The sequence below is a fragment of the Streptomyces sp. NPDC088116 genome (assembly GCF_044741745.1).
GTDB lineage: Bacteria > Actinomycetota > Actinomycetes > Streptomycetales > Streptomycetaceae > Streptomyces.
The window spans coordinates 525,019-541,384 of sequence record NZ_JBIUTF010000002.1; the positions used below are offsets into that span (position 1 = coordinate 525,019).

Below are 16,366 nucleotides of genomic sequence, written 5' to 3' on the forward strand. Positions count from 1 at the left end.
AGGCCGTCGGGGCGGAACTCGCTTCCGCCCCGACGCGTCTTTAGGCAGAGGATAATATGAATATCCGATGCCCTGGCAACTTCTTGCGGGGGTGCTTTCGCGACGAGTTGGGGCTTGCTGCATGTCCGTCAAGGTCAGTGTTGTCATACCGGTGTACAACCCCGGTCCGTACATCGAGGACTGTATTGCCTCCTTGCTGCGTCAGAGCCTGCCCGATGACGAGTACGAAGCGATTTTCGTCGACGACGGTTCCACCGACGAGACGCCCGAGCGCCTCGACCGGCTCAGCGCCGAGCACCCGCACATGCACGTCATCCATCAGGAGCCGTCCGGCTGGTCGGGCAAGCCGCGCAACGTCGGAACGGCCACCGCACGCGGTGAGTTCGTCATGTTCGTCGACAACGACGACTGGCTGGGCGACGAGGCGCTGGAGCGCATGTACGCATACGGAGTCGCCAACGAGGCCGACGTCATCGTCGGCAAGATGGCGGGCAAAGGCCGGCCGGTGCCGCTCGAACTGTTCCGTGTCAACCGGCCGCGCGCGAGCGTCAAGAACGCGCCCCTGATCGACAGTCTCACCCCGCACAAGATGTTCCGCAAGGAATTCCTGGACCGGAACAACATTCGCTTCAAGGAAGGCCGCAGACGCCTCGAAGACCATGTCTTCGTCGCCGAGACATACCTTCTGGCCTCCAATGTCGCTGTCCTGAGCGATTATCTGTGCTACTACCACGTCAAGCGCGACGATGCCTCCAACGCGGGCTTCCAGCGGTTCGACCCGGTGGGCTACTACGGAAATATGCGCGAGGCATTGGATGTCGTCGAGCGGAATACCGAGCCGGGCCCGCTGCGTGACAAGCTCTACCGCCGCTGGCTTCGTAACGAGATGCTGGAACGACTGCGCGGCCGTCGGCTGCTCGTCCTGCCGGAGGACTACCGCAGGGAGCTTTTCGACGAGATACGCGCGGTCTTCAACGAGCGTATGGGCGAGGGCGTTGTCGCCGGACTCCAGCCCACTCAGCAGGTCGTCGCCGCGCTCGTGGGAGCCGGTGAGTTCGCCAAGCTGGAGGAACTGGCCCGCTGGGAATCGCAGATCAAGCCCAAGGCCCGCCTGGAGGGCCTCACATGGGAGGGCGGATCCCTGAGGGTCGGCTTCACCGCCGAGTACCAGGTGGACGGTGCCCCGCTCGTCTTCCGTACCGAGGACGGCGAAGACCTGCTCGATCTCCCCATCGGTGATGCCGCGATGGCCTCGATCCGTGAACAGGGAGCCACCATCACGGCCCCGGTCAAGGCGGCCAAGGTCGACCTCGTGGTCCGTGAACGGTCCACCGCCGCCGAGTTCTTCCAGCCCGCGGAGATCATTCGTGAGCGGGTGCCGGTCACGGGCCGTTCCGACTCGGGCTACCGACTGGTCCTGAAGGCCGAGTCGGTCGTCGATCCCCAGTCCGCGGCCCACCAGGCTCCGCTCGGCCCGGGGATCTGGGACATCTTCATCCGCATGAGCGTGTGCGGCTGGACCAAGCACGCCCGGCTGGGTGCTGTCCGCGCGGATGGCGTCGACGCGGCACGGCAGGGATCGCTCAGCGGGACCCCTCGCCGACTGGTCCTTCCCTACTGGACCGAGCCGCACGGCAACCTCTCGCTGGACGTCGACCTCGCCACCACGCGCTTCGACCGCGATGTCTCGAAGGTGTCGCCCAAGGACGTCACCTGGGACGGTGGCCTGCACATAGCGTTGCCGCTCCAGGCGCCGGACACCGAGAAGGTGGCGCTGCGGTTCACCGACTCGTCGGGCGGCGCGACGGTTGAGACCTCCGCCTCACTCGTGCCGAAGGACGCCGGTGTACTCCTGTCGTCCGAGCCGGCCATCGCACAACTCACCGGCCGTACCTGGGCGGTTGACATGGGACTCCCCTCCCCGCAACGCGACGGGACCCGCTGGACGAAGCTGGCGGTCGGTCTGCGGGTCGGCGCCGACGGCAGTGTGACGATCACCAAGGTCAAGGCTCTGCCGAAGGGGGCGGCCGAGCGGGGACCGCGTACTCCGGCCGCCCGGCTGCGCCGGCCGCTGGGCCGGATCGCCCGGAAAATCCGCCGTATGCTCAAGTCGTAGCTTTCACCGACACGCGGCCTTGGCTCTCAGCGGCAGGGACGCGTGCGGGGCAGGGCTCCCGGATGCCCCATGACGGCGCGCTACGGACCTCAACTCTCCCGGCAAGGAAACACGGACACACCATGCGATCACTGTCCATCGAAGGTACTTGGGTACACGAGCCGAAGGTGTTCCCCGACGAACGGGGGAGCTTCCACGAGTGGTTCCGGGAGCCCGACTTCGCCGCGGCGGCCGGTCATCCGCTGCGTCTGGCCCAGGCCAACTGCTCGGTGTCGAGCCGTGGCACACTGCGGGGTGTCCACTTCGCGGATGTGCCGCCCGGACAGGCCAAGTACGTGAAGTGTGTACGTGGCGCGATCCTCGACGTCGTTGTCGACATCCGGGTCGGCTCACCGACGTACCGGCAGTGGGAGATCGTCCGTCTGGACGACGTCGACCACCACTCGGTCTATCTCTCCGAAGGGCTCGGTCACGCCTTCCTCGCGCTGACCGACGACGCGACCGTCGTCTACCTCTGCTCCGAGGGATACGCGCCGACTCGCGAACACGGCATCCATCCGCTCGATCCCGATCTGGCCATCGACTGGCCGGCGGACATCACGCCGATCCTCTCCCCGAAGGACTCCGCGGCCCCCACGCTGGCCGAGGCAGAGGAGCGGGGCATGCTGCCCCGGTACGAGGACTGCGTGTCCTACCGCGATCAGCTGGGCGCGCGACGAGAGTCGTGAGCGGAGCGCCGGCGCGGTCCGGGCGATGTCGGACCGCTCGGACCCCGGGCGCGGCCAGGGCCTGTCCGGCTGATCCGTGAAGATCCGCCGGACAGGGCCCAGGGGCCTCAGAAACGGGCCGCGAGGAGACGTACCTTCTTGCGCGTGACCGGAGGCAGTCGGCGCACGAGCGGTCCACCGACCGAGCGGAGCACCTTGCGGATCGTGGCCCTGCGGCGCTTCACCCTCATCAGCCGGAGTGTGAGGGCGTCGACGGCCTTCAGGCCGCCGCGGTCCAGCCGGAGTCGGCCGCCACTGGCCACCGGCACCTCGCACAGCGGCAGCCCGGGGCTCTTCGGCCCGTCCAGCAGTACGGAGAGCTGTGCCGTGCCGGTGGGCAGACCCGGCACCTGCGAGGGAATACCGAGGTGCGCGCGGCCGTGGTCGGGACGCAGCGTGGCCGCCACGGTCCTGGTCCCGCCATCCGCGCCGGTCACCGCCACCTCGACGGCCTTCGAACCGGACGTGGTGCCGGTGAACACGTCGAGACGGACCTCGGACCGGCCGCCGGGCACCCTGAGCACCGGGCGGTCGGCCATATAAGCGGCCATCTTCTTGGCGCGGCCCGCGACATCGAGGGTCAGGTTGCCGTGCGGGTCGGTGAAGTACGGAATGACCGCGCGCGCCGGTGAACCGAGCAGTGCCGGAAGGCACTTGGCGTCGACGTGCGCCGCGCGGTCCGCGCCGAGGCGTGCCTTGCGCACGAGGCCGTAGCCCCGCACCGGCACCCAGATGTCCCAGAAGCCGCGGGACACCCGGCCGCGGCCCTTGACCGCCTCGCTGGTGACATGGCCACGGCCGTGCAGGACGACCTCGTAGACCGCGTTGTCCTGGTCGTTCTCGGCGTTCTCGGCGTTCTCGTGTTCCACCTTCTCCACCTTCTCCACCTCGGTGGTCCAGGTGGCCGGGCAGGGCCACTCGACGGCCGTCTCGCGGTTTCGCAGCGAGAGTTCGCCCTTGAAGTCGGCCATGTCGTCGGTGACGTCGAGGAGTTGTCCGTCCGGCAGCAGCCCTTCGCTGATGTCCGGGTGCAGGAAGTACCGGCCGTCGCGCCGGACGACGCGCAGCGGTTCCTGGTCGTCACCGTGGACGAGCCGGGCGCGTACCCAGAGCGCCGCCCTGCCGTCGGGCTGCCAGTCGAAGTCCTCCAGCCGGGCCGCCCCCTTCACGGACGCGGCGAAGCGGGCGACCCGTACGAGCCCCTCGCGGTTGTCCTCGCGCAGCAGCGTGGAGCGCAGCCGGGGGAGCGCGCCGAGGCCGTCGTGCACGCCGTCGTGCATGAACTCCGCGGCGAGCGGCCGGATCGCCTCGCACATCTCGTCGAGGTACTCGGGATCGAGCTTGAGCACACCCGGCTCGCTCAGCCGTCCGAGCATCTCGACCCGGTAGAAGCGCCTCAGCAACCGGTCACGGAATTCACCCGGTTCAGTGTTGTCCACGACGACGTGGAGGACCTCGCGCAGGTTGCCGTAGTAGCCGGCCGGGACGATCTTCGCCGAACCGGCGTTCTGTCCGTCGTCCCGCTTCGAGTAGTAGTAGCAGGTGTACGTGCCCAGAATCGAGACGACTTTCGCGGGGAAATAGGCCTGCATCATGTACAGCTGATCCTCGAGGCGGCGCTTTCCCTCGGGGTAGGCGATCTTATTGGTGCGGAGGAAGTCGGTGCGGAACATCTTGTGCGGGGTGAGGCTGTCGTACAGCGGGGCGTTGCTCAGGTCGCACTTCTCTCGATTCTTCGCGAACACTCCGTGCGGGACGCCCCGGAAATTCGATGCGACCTTGCCGATCACGATGTCGGAACCATTCCGCTGCCCCATTTCGTAGAGGCGTCGCAGTGCGTCGGACGCGAGGTGGTCGTCCTGGTCGAGGAATTGTACGTACTCGCCCTCGGCTTCGGTCACGCCGACGTTCCTGGGCTTGCCCGGCCAGCCGGAGTTGGGAATGTGGATCACCCGGAAGTGCGGATGTTCGGCCGCCAGTTTGTCGAGGCGGTCCGGGCTGTCGTCGGTCGATCCGTCGTCGACGAAAAGAACCTCGAAGTCCTCCGGTGGCAGAGTCTGGGCCAGCAGGGAATCGATGCAGGGGTCGATGTACTTGCCCGGGTTGTACACCGGAATGACGACGGTCACTTTTACTGGCATCGCTGAACTGCCTATCTCTTCTGTGGTTTCCCGGCGCGCTGTCGAAAAGGGCAGTGGCCTGAGTGCGCGGGTGTCGCGGCGGCGGGCCGTCTCCGCTCCGGGCAGTGACGTTTCCCGACCTGTACTACACCGGGTCACCGTCGTGTCACGCCATGTGCATGGGTGGGTGGCGTGAGGTTGACGGCCTGCCGGGCACGGTGGCGGGAGGGTCCGGGCACGGGAGCGGTGGACCGTCCGGCCACTGAAACCGGCCCGCTTCCGGACGGGCCGCTCGCGTACGCTGACCGGCCGGAGGGCATGCCGGCCGCGCGCCGGAGGTCATGCCGCCGGCGAGAGCGGAGGCGGAACGGGTGGCAGCGGCACGGCAGGACACGGCGGCAGGGGACGCGGTCGCGGGGAACTCCACGGCGCCCCGGCAGGACGCCGTGGCGCGGGCCCGCAGAATCGTCGTCAAGGTCGGCTCCTCCTCGCTCACCACGGCCTCCGGAGGACTCGACGCCGACCGGGTCGACGCCCTGGTGGACGTACTGGCGGGCGTCCGGGGAGAGGGGCGCGGCGAGGGCGGCCCCGAGAAGGAGATCGTGCTCGTGTCCAGCGGAGCCATCGCCGCCGGACTCGCACCGCTCGGACTGGCCCGCCGTCCCCGGGACCTGGCCCGCCAGCAGGCCGCGGCGAGTGTCGGACAGGGACTGCTCGTCGCCCGCTACACCGCCTCCTTCGCCCGCTACGGCGTACGCGTAGGCCAGGTGCTCCTCACCACGGACGACACCAGCCGCCGGGCGCACTACCGCAACGCCTACCGGACCCTCGACCAGCTGCTCGGCATGGGCGCCGTCCCCGTCGTCAACGAGAACGACACCGTCGCCACGGACGAGATCCGCTTCGGCGACAACGACCGGCTGGCCGCCCTGGTCGCCCATCTCGTACGGGCCGATCTGCTCGTCCTGCTCTCCGACGTCGACGGGCTGTACGACGGCGACCCCAGCAAGCCCGGCACCTCCCGGATCGCCGAGGTGCGCGGCCCCGCCGACCTGGCGGGTATCTCCATCGGCAGTACGGGCAAGGCCGGCGTCGGCACCGGCGGCATGGTCACCAAGGTCGAGGCCGCCAGGATCGCGGCGGCGGCCGGCGTCCCGGTCGTCCTCACCTCCGCCAGCCGGGCAGCCGACGGGCTCGCGGGCCGGGACACCGGGACGTACTTCCACAGCACCGGACGCCGCTCAGCCGGCCGGCTGCTCTGGCTCGCCCACGCCTCCACGCCGCGGGGCGCGCTCATCCTGGACGACGGCGCGGTACGGGCCGTCGTCGAGCGGCGCACCTCACTGCTTCCGGCCGGAATCGCCGCCGTGGAGGGCGAGTTCACCGCGGGGGACCCGGTCGAACTGCGGGACACCGAGGGCCGCGCCGTCGCCCGTGGGCTGGTCAGTTTCGACGCCAAGGAGATGCCCCAGCTGCTCGGCCGCTCCACCCGGGAGCTCGCCCGTGAACTGGGTCCGGCCTACGAGCGCGAGGTCGTACACAGGGACGATTTGGTCATCCTGCATCCCTGACCCGCCCCTGAAACGGCTGAAAGTCCCGCCTTTGAACAGGGACCTTTACCAAAACCACCCCATGCCCAGCCCAGGACTGGTCAACTTTGTCCCAGGGGAACGACGGGGAAGCACGACGACGCACAACAGGAGGCCGCTGGTGAGACGAGCGCGCCCGGGGGCGGTGCCCCGAGGGGCCGGGGGCAGCGTCCATGCCCGCAGGGCCGTGGCGGAGGAACGAGCCCTGACCAGCGTCGAAGCGGGGGAAGACTTCGACGACGAGCAACAGCCGGAGGCGGTATCGGAAGCGGACGCGCGCGCGGAGAGGCGCCCGGTGTCGAAGCTGTGGCACATCACGCTCAGTGTCTCGGGGGCGGAGTCGCCGCTGACGGAGGTCCGCCGCGGCCTGGAGCAGCTGGCGCATGACCATCCCTTCCTGCTGACCAGTCGTTACGCCAACGACCACGCGGAGATCCGCTACTGGGAGGAGGCCCGGGACCTGCATGACGCCGCCGCGGTGGCGCTGCGGCTCTGGGGTGAGCACCGGTCGAGCGCGAAGCTGCCGCCGTGGGAGATCGTCGGACTCGAGGTCATCGACCGGGAGACGTACCACCAGCGCATCGCGGAGGGGTACGGTCCGCCGCCCGCGGCTCCTGTGGGGGTCCATCCCTTCTGACCGGGACCGGGCATCCGAGATCGGGACCGGGGCCCCGGGGTCCGGTGGAAGCCCGTGTGCCCGCGCCGTCTCGTAGGGCGTCTCGAAGTGCGGAATACGCGCGGAATGCCCGCAGGGCGCGCATTACCCTGCGGGCATGACCTCCCTCTCGCCGTACGACAACCTCTCCCCGGTCGCCAGGGCCGCCTACCGGTCCCGCGCCGCGTCCGCGGATATCGCGCCACTGCCGCGCGCCGCCAAGGACGACGCGCTGCTGGCGATCGCGGACGCGCTGGAGGTCCGTACGCACGAGATCGTCACGGCCAACGCGGAGGATGTCGCACGGGCCAGGGAGGCGGGCACCGGCGAGACGGTCATCGACCGGCTGACGCTGACACCCGAGCGGATCCGGGCCATCGCCGCGGACGTACGGGACGTGGCGGCACTGCCCGACCCGGTCGGTGAGATCGTCCGCGGCTCGACGCTCCCCAACGGGATCGACCTGCGCCAGGTGCGGGTGCCGCTCGGCGTGGTCGGGATCATCTACGAGGCCCGCCCCAATGTCACCGTGGACGCCGCCGCGCTCTGCCTGAAGTCGGGCAACGCCGTGCTGCTGCGCGGTTCCTCCTCCGCCCTCTCCTCCAACACCGCCCTCGTACGGGTGCTGCGCGACGCCGTCGGCGGGGCCGGGCTGCCCGCCGACTCCGTACAGCTCGTACCGGGCGAGGGCCGCGACGCGGTCCAGGAGCTGATGCGGGCCCGCGGCCTGGTCGACGTACTGATCCCGCGCGGCGGCGCCTCCCTGATCCGAACGGTCGTCGAGGGATCCACCGTCCCCGTCATCGAGACCGGCACCGGCAACTGCCATGTGTACGTGGACGCCGACACCGATCTCGACATGGCCGTCGACATCCTCATCAACTCGAAGGCGCAGCGGCCCAGCGTCTGCAACGCGGCCGAGACGCTGCTGGTCCACCAGGACGTCGCGGCCGCGTTCCTGCCGCGCGCGCTGGACGCGCTCGCCGACGCCGGGGTCACGGTGCACGCCGACGAGCGGGTGCGGGCGTACGCCACGGGGACGAAGGCGAAGATCGTGGCGGCCACCGAGGAGGACTGGGAGACCGAGTACCTCTCGTACGACATCGCAGCCGCGGTCGTGGACTCGCTGGACTCGGCCGTCGGCCATATCCGGCTCTGGTCGTCGGGTCACACCGAGGCGATCGTCACCACATCGCAGGCCGCCGCCCGCCGTTTCACCCAGTTGGTCGATTCCACCACGGTCGCTGTCAACGCGTCCACGCGCTTCACGGACGGTGGTCAGTTCGGCTTCGGCGCCGAGATCGGGATCTCCACGCAGAAACTGCACGCGCGGGGGCCGATGGGGCTGCCGGAACTGACGTCGACGAAGTACATCGTCACGGGCGACGGTCACATCCGGTAGCCGCGACGGCCGACGACGCCGGGCCGGTGAACGTCCGGAGCGGGTGACGAAAACGAATTCGGGAGAGTTCGGACTCCGCCTGCCCAAAACGACGTCCCAGGCTTACTCTGAAGACGTGCCGGACGACGTGGGGGGCAGGCCGTTCCCGGACGGCTGGGAGCCCGACGACGACCGCGGAGGCGCGGACAAGGACTTCGCCTCCGTGGTGTTCGACGAGGACTTCGTCCGATCCGCCACCATCCATGAACCCTCCGCCGTCGAGCGGCTGCTGGCCGCCGCCCAGGCGCGGGCGGATGCCGAGGCGGCACGGGCCAGGTCCGGTGGAGGAGCGTCGGAGGACGAGTACGACGAGCTGTACGGCCCGTACGGCCATGAGTACGGCTACGACGACGACTACGACCCGGACGACCCCGACGCGCCCGCGAGTCCGTACGGACGCCACGGCGGCGCTCTGCGCCCGTACCGGGGGACCGCCCGCTGGCACCGCCCCGTCGCCTGGCTGCTCGCCCTGCTGATGGGCGTCGGGATGGTCGCGCTCGCGTTCACCGCCGTCTATCGCGGCGCCTCCGGCAGCAGTGACGACACGGTGCCGCAGCCCGCCACGACCGGGATCGACAAGCCCGGACCGGTCGCGCCCTCGGTCTCGGCGGCGACCGGCACCCCGGGCAGCCCGTCGGCGGTGTCCACACTGCCGCGTACGCCGTGAGCCGCCGCCCGGACACGTCGTGAAGGCTTCAACCGTCGCCCGCACCGGGGCCGTCGAGCGCGCTCCCCGGAAGGCGTACCGGAACAACTCGGCTGTCGGCTCCGCGTTTACGTTTGGCCCCGCCGACCTACTCTGAAGATATGGCAGCGCGTGGAGACCCACCCGAAGGGGAACCTCAGGGGCTCCCCGGCGGCGGTGACGACGAGTACCGGTCCGTCGTCTTCGACGAATCGTTCATTCGCGCCGCTCGCCTCCAGGAAGCCTCCGCGAAGGAGCGGATGCGGGACCACGCCCACGCCGTACGGAGGCTGCCGCCGCCCCCGCCTCCGCGCCGCCGGGGCATCCGGCGGCTCAGGAACGGTCCCAAGCAGCTCCTGATGCTCGTCCTGGTGGTCGTGCTGGCCTTCGGGACGGCGGTCTACCTGGGCGTGCGCAGTCCGTACCGGCCGACGACCGGCGGTGTCGCGGCGCAGGTACGGATGTCGGTGACTCCGCTGGCCCCCAAGGGGCCGGTGCCGGGCGGCACGCCCGACGACCTCTTCCGGCGCAGCCCGGCCGCACAGTTCCGCGCCGGAGCCGCCGGCATCACCCTGCCCGCCGTCCACAGCTCCGGGGGCTTCTCGGACGGCCAGGTCATGGCCGCGCTGGCCACCGTCAAGGACTATCTCGTGGCGTCCTCGCTGGACCCGGACGTCCTGGAGGGCCGTTCCGTACGGCCCGTACGGATTCTGATCGACCCCGACCAGCTGGCACAGTTCGACAGCAGTTTCGCGGCCCCGGCGAACGACGGCAGGCATGCCCCGGTCGGCTGGCTGGTGCGCTTCGACCCGGGGAAGGTGGCGCAGGCCGACGCCGCGGTGCGGGTGCACGGCACGCTGCGCTACGAGGAGACCGCGCCCGGCACCCTCGAAGTGACCTCCGACCATGTCTTCGTGTACGCGCTGAGGCCGGCCACGTCCGACGCGCGGCCGACCGGGGACGCCTCGCTGTTCACCGTCCGGCGGGAGCTGCGCTTCCGCTTCGACACGGACGATCTGCCGAAGCACCGCGTGGAGCTGCTGACCAGCGCGGTCCAGGCCGGTCCGCAGGACTGCTCGGCCGAGGTGCCGAGGACGCTGCGTCCGCTGCTGGACGGTCAGCGGGCCAGACCCAACGACCCGGCGGGCACGGACCCGTACTCGACGGGCCCGGGGAACGGGACGCTCTGCGGCACCTTGTCCGACGCGGCCCAGCCGAGCCCGGGTCGGCCGAGCCCGGCCGGGTGACCGGGCTCGGCCGTCCGCCCGCTTGCTTGGTCAGCGAGCCGTTGCGCGACGCCGGCTCGCGCGGCGCTCAGTTCTGGCTGTCGTCGTCATTCCGGGGACGGTTGCCGTTGCCGTTCCCGTCGGCCGTACCGCTGCCACTACCGCCACCGTCACCACCGGAGGCGGAACCGCTGCCGCTGTTGCCGCCGCCTGCGCCCATGAACCGGTCACGCAGCTTCCCGCCCAGGTCGCCCGCCCCGCCCGTGATGTCGCCGACCAGCTTCATCAGCGGGTCCTTGCTGGTGCGGACCGTGTCCGCGTAGTGCGACGCGGAGTCGCGGAACGAGTCCGTGACGGAGGTGTCCTTGTCCTCGTCGCGGCGCGGGTAGTGGCCGTCCATGATCCGCTGGTAGTCGCGGCTCTCGGCCCACTTCTTCAGCTCGGCGGCCCGCACCGTCGTGAAGGGGTGCGTGCGCGGCAGCACGTTGAGGATCTTGAGCACGGAGTCGCGCAGATCGCCGCTCGCCTCGTACTCCTCGGCCTGCTCCAGGAACGCGTCCACATTCATCTCGTGCAGGTGGTTGCCACCGGCGATCTTCATCAGCCCGCGCATCGACGCCTGGAGGTCCTGACCGACCAGCAGCCCGGCCCGGTCCGCCGACAGCTCGGACTTACGGAACCACTCCCGCAGCGCCGTCACGATCGCCATGATCGCGACATTGCCCAGCGGGATCCACGCGACCTTGAGCGCGAGGCCGGTGAGGAAGAGCAATATCGTCCGGTAGACCGAGTGACCGGAGAGGGCGTGGCCCACCTCGTGGCCGACGACCGCCCGCATCTCCTCCTCGTCGAGCAGCTCCACCAGCCCGGTGGTCAGCACGATGACCGGCTCGTCCAGGCCGATGCACATGGCATTGGGCTTCGGGTCCTGGGCCACATACATCGCGGGGACCTTCTCAAGATCCAGGATGTAACAGGCGTCCAGCAGCATGGTGTGCAGATGGGTGAACTGCGCCTCTCCGACCCGCACGGAGTCGGAGAGGAAGAGCAGCCGCAGACTGCGCTCCGGCAGCAGCCCGCTCAACGCCTTGAACACCGTGTCGAAGCCACTGAGCTTGCGCAGGGCGACCAGCGCCGAGCGGTCCGCGGGGTGTTCGTACGCCCGGGAGGAAATGCCCGGGAAGCGCCTGCGCTGCCTGCTCGGCACGTTCTTGTGAAGGCCGGGCTCGCGGCCGTCGTGACTGTCTTCGGTCATGGATTGTCCCCTGTTCGTACGAGTCCACTGCTCGTCCCCCTGACGGCCCACCCTAGAGGCTGGCACTACCGTGTGACGGGGGACCGTGGCCGTGCTTCCCGGGGTGGGTCCCGGGGCCGCGGCCCGAGGAGACCGAGGAGCACAACCGACATGCCGGATACCGCGACACTGCTCGCCGCCGCATCGAACCAGGAGGGACCGGGCAACACGGTGCGGATCGTGCTGGTCGTCTCGTTGATCGGAGCCGCCCTGCTCGCCTGGTTCCTGCTGCGCGGATACCGCGACAACGACCACAACGACTGAGTCGGCGTAAGCGTGCCCGGGGCCCCCGCATACGATGTGGGCGAAGTCCCGCTCCGACTCCTGACGAAAAGGGCCCGCAGAAGATGAGCCTCACCGGTACCGCCGCCGCCAGCCTGGTCACGCTCGCCGAGGGCGCCGAGCACGGCGGCAACCACGAAAGTCTCAGCCCCTACCTCACTGGCGGCGGCTCTCTGTTCGCGCTGCTTCTGCTGCTGTGGATCACCACCCGCTTCAACCGCGACCGCTGAGGCGAAGCCGCACTTGTGTGCCAGTAGGCTCTGCACGCATGGGAGAGCAGCAATCGCCTACCGGTCCCGAATCCGGCAGTGAGCCCGACAAGTCCGGCCGCGAACCGTCCGGCCGCGAGTCGTCCAGTCGTGAATCGTCCGGTCATGGGTCGCCCGGTCAGGTGCCGTCCGGTCCGCGGTCGTCCGCTCCTGGCAAGCGCCGACTCGGCGTCATGGGCGGCACATTCGACCCGATCCATCATGGACACCTGGTGGCGGCCAGTGAAGTGGCCGCCCTGTTCCACCTCGACGAAGTCGTGTTCGTGCCGACCGGGCAGCCGTGGCAGAAGAGCCACCGCGCGGTCTCCCCGGCCGAGGACCGCTATCTGATGACGGTCATCGCCACGGCGTCCAATCCGCAGTTCTCGGTCAGCCGCAGTGACATCGACCGCGGCGGCCCGACCTATACGATCGATACGCTCCGGGACCTGCGGGCGCTCCACGGCGACGCGGATCTCTTCTTCATCACCGGAGCCGACGCGCTCTCCCAGATCCTGAGCTGGCGAGATCACGAAGAGCTCTTCTCGCTGGCCCATTTCATCGGAGTCACGCGGCCGGGCCACGATCTGACGGACGACGGGCTGCCGAAGGGCGGCGTCTCGTTGGTGGAGGTTCCCGCGCTGGCGATCTCCTCGACGGACTGCCGGGGCAGGGTCGCGGAGGGCGATCCGGTCTGGTACCTGGTGCCGGACGGTGTGGTGCGCTACATCGACAAGCGGCAGTTGTACCGCGGCGAATGAGCCACGGAGAGGGGCACCGGTGAACGACCAGCAGCAGCCGTACGATCCGTACGACCCGTATTACACGCAGCCCCAGATCGTCGGGTACGACGAGTACGGGCAGCCGGTGTACCAGCAGCAGCAGCCTCAGCAGCAGTACGACGCCTACGGTCAGCCGCAGCAGAACCAGCAGCAACAGCAACAGGGGTACGGCCACGACCCGTACGCCCAGCAGCAGTACGACCCCTATGCGCAGCAGCAGACCCCGCAGGGGTACGGCTACGACGGCTACGGCTACGACACCGGTCAGCAGCAGCCGTACGAAACGGGTCAGCAGCAGCCGTATGACACCGGTCAGCAACAGCCGTATGACACCGGTCAGCAGCCGCCTGTGGCGGTCGACCCCGCTCAGCAGTGGAACATCCCGCAGCAACAACAGCAGCAGTCCCAGCCTCAGCAGCAGCAACAGCAGCAACAGCAGCAACAGACGCAGGAGCAGCAACAGCCCCACGAGCAGCGGCAGTCACAGGGATCCGCGCCCGTCTCGGGACCCGGTGCGGTCGAGGAACCTGGGCAGGACCGAGGACAGCAGCCGGGGCCGACCCGTGCGCAGGCCGCCACGTCCGCTTCCGGCTCGGCCTCCGTGCCCGGACAGCGCGGCCCCGACGAGGACCGTGACTATCGCACCGAGCAGTTCTCGTTCATCGAGGAACCGAACGAGAACTCCGAAGACGTCATCGACTGGCTCAAGTTCACCGAGAGCCGCTCCGAACGGCGCGAGGAGGCCAGGCGGCGTGGCCGCAGCCGGGTAGTGGCGCTGGTCGTCGCCCTCGTCCTGGCGGTCACGGGAGGCGTCGGCTACCTCTGGTACGCGGGCAAGCTGCCCGGCCTGTCCGCGGCGGACGAACAGGCGAACACCGCCTCGGGGCCGCAGAAGCGCGACGTGATCGTGGTGCATCTGCACAACACCAAGCAGAAGGGCACCTCCACGGCGCTGCTGGTCGACAACTCCACCACCGGCCAGGGCACCACCGTCCTGCTGCCCAACTCCCTCTCCGTCACCCCGGCCGACCAGGAGGGCGGTGCCTCCACCACCCTCGCCAAGTCCGTGGACGACGACGGCTCGGATGGCACCCGCGAGTCCATCGGCTCCCTGCTCGGCACCGACATCACCGGCACCTGGCGGCTCGACACCCCGTATCTGGAGAACCTCGTCGAACTGGTCGGCAATATCGAGCTGACCACCGACACCGCGGTGCCCGCCGCCAAGAGGGGCGAGGACCCGCTGGTGAAGAAGGGCGAGAAGCAGACGCTCAGCGGCCGGGCGGCCGTCGCCTACGCCACGTACCGGGGACCCGGCGAGACCGAGAGCGCGCAGCTCCAGCGCTTCGGCCAGGTCATCCAGGGCGTACTGCGCAAGATGTCGGACGACCCGAAGTCCGCGACGGTCACCGTCCAGACCCTGGGGCAGGTCCTCGACCCGTCGCTGCCCGAGAAGGATCTCGGAGCGTCCCTCGCCAAGCTCGCCGAGCACGCCAAGCTGGGCGATTACAGGACGACGCTCCTGCCCACCCAGGCGGACGGCACGGTCAGCGAGCAGGCCACCGAGGGTGTGGTCAAGAAGATCCTGGGCGGCACGGTCAAGGCTCCGGAAGAGGGCTCGGCCGTACGGGTCGGCGTGAAGAACGCGACCGGCGACCAGGACGCCAAGGAGTCCGCCCGGATCACCCTGGTCAACGCGGGCCATGACGTCGTGGACGCGGGTACGGGCGGCGCGGCGACCTCCTCGCGGGTCACCTACGGCGACGCGGCACAGAAGGCGGACGCGGTGGAGGTCGCCAAGACCCTCGGGCTGCCGACGAGCGCGGTCAAGAAGGGCACGGCCGCTTCGAACGCCGATGTCTCGGTGGTCCTGGGCCAGGACTACAAGGCCGGCTGACGCCTGTCCGGGAGGGGCCCGGGTCCTGCTCTCCCGGAGAGCAGGACCCGGGCCCCTCCCGTCTGCGTGGGTTGTCGGTGGTCCGTGAGATCCTGGGGTTTTCCACGACCGTCGACGAAAGCTTGCCTGTGACCGCCACTGACCGTTCCATCGAGCTCGTGAACGCCGCTGCCCAGGCGGCGGCCGACCGGCTCGCCCACGACATCATCGCGTACGACGTCAGCGATGTGCTTTCGATCACCGATGCCTTCCTGCTCGCCTCCGCGCCCAACGACCGCCAGGTCAAGTCGATCGTCGACGAGATCGAGGAGCGGCTCCAGAAGGAGCTCGGAGCCAAGCCGGTGCGCCGTGAGGGCGACCGTGACGCCCGCTGGATCCTGCTGGACTATGTCGACATCGTCGTACACGTGCAGCACAGCGAGGAGCGGGTCTTCTACGCCCTGGAGCGGCTGTGGAAGGACTGCCCCGAGATCGCGCTGCCCGAGGACGCCGTCAAGACCCGCGGCAAGGCCGAGGAGCACGCCGGGGCCACCGCTGCCGCCGACGCGGACGCGGACCGTTTCGCGGACGGTGAGCTGAGCTGAACGGCAGCAAAGGCGGCCGGGGCCGCCGAGTCATCCTGTGGCGGCACGGCCAGACGGCCTGGAACCTGGAGCGCCGCTTCCAGGGCACCACGGACATCGAGCTGACCGAAGCCGGTCTCGCCCAGGCCCGCCGGTCCGCCAGGCTGCTCGCCTCCCTGAAGCCGGCCGCGATCGTCGCCTCCGACCTCCGGCGGGCCGCGCTCACGGCCGGTGAGCTGGCCGCGGTCACCGGGCTGGACATCTCGTACGACGCCGGGCTCCGCGAGACCTACGCGGGCGCCTGGCAGGGCCTGACCCACGAAGAGATCATCGAGCGGTACGGCGAGCAGTACGCGGCCTGGAAGCGCGGCGAGCCCGTGCGGCGCGGCGGCGGTGAGCTGGAGACCGAGGTCGCGGACCGGGCCGCTCCCGTGGTGCTCCGGCACGCCGAGAAGCTGCCCGACAACGGCACGCTGGTCGTGGTCAGCCACGGCGGCACCATCCGCACCACCATCGGCCGTCTGCTGGGCCTGGATGCGCACCACTGGGAGGGGCTGGGCGGGCTCTCCAACTGCTGCTGGTCGGTCCTCGGCGAGGGCGCGCGCGGCTGGCGGCTCACGGAGCACAACGCCGGCACCCTGCCGGAACCGGTCCTCGGTGACGACGTCTGAGCGGTCCGGGGCGGCCGTGGGGCCGGATTT

The 16,366-nt window shown here is 69.7% G+C and carries 15 protein-coding genes; 13 read left to right on the forward strand and 2 right to left on the reverse strand.

Annotation, left to right across the window (positions count from 1 at the left end):
- Positions 1-121: 121 nt before the first annotated feature.
- Together ACIOJD_RS08625 and rfbC are read left to right on the forward strand one after the other, a co-directional pair.
- Positions 122-2,116, forward strand: a complete 1,995-nt coding sequence (locus tag ACIOJD_RS08625) for a glycosyltransferase family 2 protein (protein ID WP_401909911.1) — start codon at positions 122-124, stop codon at positions 2,114-2,116.
- Between the two features lie 122 nt (positions 2,117-2,238).
- Positions 2,239-2,844: a dTDP-4-dehydrorhamnose 3,5-epimerase gene (gene rfbC, locus ACIOJD_RS08630; RefSeq protein WP_401909914.1), complete on the forward strand. Its 606-nt coding sequence runs from the start codon at positions 2,239-2,241 to the stop codon at positions 2,842-2,844.
- A gap of 107 nt (positions 2,845-2,951) precedes the next feature.
- Here rfbC and ACIOJD_RS08635 read toward each other — a convergent pair whose 3' ends face one another.
- On the reverse strand, positions 2,952-5,024 hold the full coding sequence (locus ACIOJD_RS08635) for a glycosyltransferase family 2 protein (RefSeq protein WP_401909917.1): 2,073 nt from the start codon (positions 5,022-5,024) through the stop codon (positions 2,952-2,954).
- A 425-nt stretch (positions 5,025-5,449) separates the two neighbouring features.
- On the opposite strand from ACIOJD_RS08635, the gene proB reads away from it, so the two are divergent.
- The 5 genes from proB to ACIOJD_RS08660 all read left to right on the forward strand — a co-directional run bounded on the left by proB (position 5,450) and on the right by ACIOJD_RS08660 (position 10,620).
- Complete coding sequence (gene proB, locus ACIOJD_RS08640) at positions 5,450-6,574, forward strand: glutamate 5-kinase (RefSeq protein ID WP_401911642.1); 1,125 nt, start codon at positions 5,450-5,452, stop codon at positions 6,572-6,574.
- Positions 6,575-6,713: 139 nt separating this feature from the next.
- Positions 6,714-7,229, forward strand: coding sequence for a hypothetical protein (locus ACIOJD_RS08645; protein WP_401909920.1), 516 nt, complete (start codon positions 6,714-6,716; stop codon positions 7,227-7,229).
- A gap of 136 nt (positions 7,230-7,365) precedes the next feature.
- Complete coding sequence (locus ACIOJD_RS08650; protein WP_401909923.1) at positions 7,366-8,649, forward strand: glutamate-5-semialdehyde dehydrogenase; 1,284 nt, start codon at positions 7,366-7,368, stop codon at positions 8,647-8,649.
- A 115-nt stretch (positions 8,650-8,764) separates the two neighbouring features.
- Complete coding sequence (locus ACIOJD_RS08655) at positions 8,765-9,355, forward strand: hypothetical protein (protein ID WP_401909926.1); 591 nt, start codon at positions 8,765-8,767, stop codon at positions 9,353-9,355.
- Positions 9,356-9,495: 140 nt separating this feature from the next.
- The gene (locus ACIOJD_RS08660) at positions 9,496-10,620 is read left to right on the forward strand and encodes a hypothetical protein (RefSeq protein WP_401909929.1); all 1,125 of its coding nucleotides are present in this window, start codon (positions 9,496-9,498) and stop codon (positions 10,618-10,620) included.
- A gap of 67 nt (positions 10,621-10,687) precedes the next feature.
- Here the strand turns inward: ACIOJD_RS08660 and ACIOJD_RS08665 are convergent, their stop codons facing one another.
- The gene (locus tag ACIOJD_RS08665) at positions 10,688-11,854 is read right to left on the reverse strand and encodes a M48 family metallopeptidase (protein ID WP_401909932.1); all 1,167 of its coding nucleotides are present in this window, start codon (positions 11,852-11,854) and stop codon (positions 10,688-10,690) included.
- A gap of 150 nt (positions 11,855-12,004) precedes the next feature.
- Here ACIOJD_RS08665 and ACIOJD_RS08670 point away from each other — a divergent pair, with 150 nt between their 5' ends.
- From ACIOJD_RS08670 to ACIOJD_RS08695, 6 genes are all read left to right on the forward strand, one after another.
- Positions 12,005-12,157 (forward strand): hypothetical protein, encoded by a 153-nt coding sequence (locus ACIOJD_RS08670; RefSeq protein ID WP_401880871.1) that lies wholly within the window; start codon positions 12,005-12,007, stop codon positions 12,155-12,157.
- Positions 12,158-12,240: 83 nt separating this feature from the next.
- A complete protein-coding gene (locus ACIOJD_RS08675; protein ID WP_401909935.1) occupies positions 12,241-12,405 on the forward strand; it encodes a hypothetical protein in 165 nt (54 codons plus the stop codon).
- 212 nt (positions 12,406-12,617) lie between these two features.
- Complete coding sequence (gene nadD, locus ACIOJD_RS08680) at positions 12,618-13,184, forward strand: nicotinate-nucleotide adenylyltransferase (protein WP_401909938.1); 567 nt, start codon at positions 12,618-12,620, stop codon at positions 13,182-13,184.
- 19 nt (positions 13,185-13,203) lie between these two features.
- Positions 13,204-15,102, forward strand: coding sequence for an LCP family protein (locus ACIOJD_RS08685; protein ID WP_401909940.1), 1,899 nt, complete (start codon positions 13,204-13,206; stop codon positions 15,100-15,102).
- Between the two features lie 128 nt (positions 15,103-15,230).
- Positions 15,231-15,686, forward strand: coding sequence for a ribosome silencing factor (gene rsfS, locus ACIOJD_RS08690; protein WP_401909943.1), 456 nt, complete (start codon positions 15,231-15,233; stop codon positions 15,684-15,686).
- Positions 15,683-16,336 carry a histidine phosphatase family protein gene (locus tag ACIOJD_RS08695; RefSeq protein WP_401911644.1) on the forward strand — a complete coding sequence of 218 codons (654 nt, stop codon included), beginning with the start codon at positions 15,683-15,685 and terminating at the stop codon, positions 16,334-16,336. Before rsfS ends, ACIOJD_RS08695 begins: the two co-directional genes overlap by 4 nt.
- The last annotated feature ends 30 nt before the right edge of the window (positions 16,337-16,366 follow it).

Coding starts and splice junctions, on each gene's coding strand:
- rfbC (WP_401909914.1), top strand. CDS start 2,239: ATGCGATCACTGTCCATCGAAGGTACTTGGGTACACGAGCCGAAGGTG.
- ACIOJD_RS08675 (WP_401909935.1), top strand. CDS start 12,241: ATGAGCCTCACCGGTACCGCCGCCGCCAGCCTGGTCACGCTCGCCGAG.
- ACIOJD_RS08660 (WP_401909929.1), top strand. CDS start 9,496: ATGGCAGCGCGTGGAGACCCACCCGAAGGGGAACCTCAGGGGCTCCCC.
- ACIOJD_RS08670 (WP_401880871.1), top strand. CDS start 12,005: ATGCCGGATACCGCGACACTGCTCGCCGCCGCATCGAACCAGGAGGGA.
- ACIOJD_RS08635 (WP_401909917.1), bottom strand. CDS start 5,024: ATGCCAGTAAAAGTGACCGTCGTCATTCCGGTGTACAACCCGGGCAAG.
- ACIOJD_RS08625 (WP_401909911.1), top strand. CDS start 122: ATGTCCGTCAAGGTCAGTGTTGTCATACCGGTGTACAACCCCGGTCCG.
- nadD (WP_401909938.1), top strand. CDS start 12,618: ATGGGCGGCACATTCGACCCGATCCATCATGGACACCTGGTGGCGGCC.
- ACIOJD_RS08665 (WP_401909932.1), bottom strand. CDS start 11,854: ATGACCGAAGACAGTCACGACGGCCGCGAGCCCGGCCTTCACAAGAAC.
- ACIOJD_RS08650 (WP_401909923.1), top strand. CDS start 7,366: ATGACCTCCCTCTCGCCGTACGACAACCTCTCCCCGGTCGCCAGGGCC.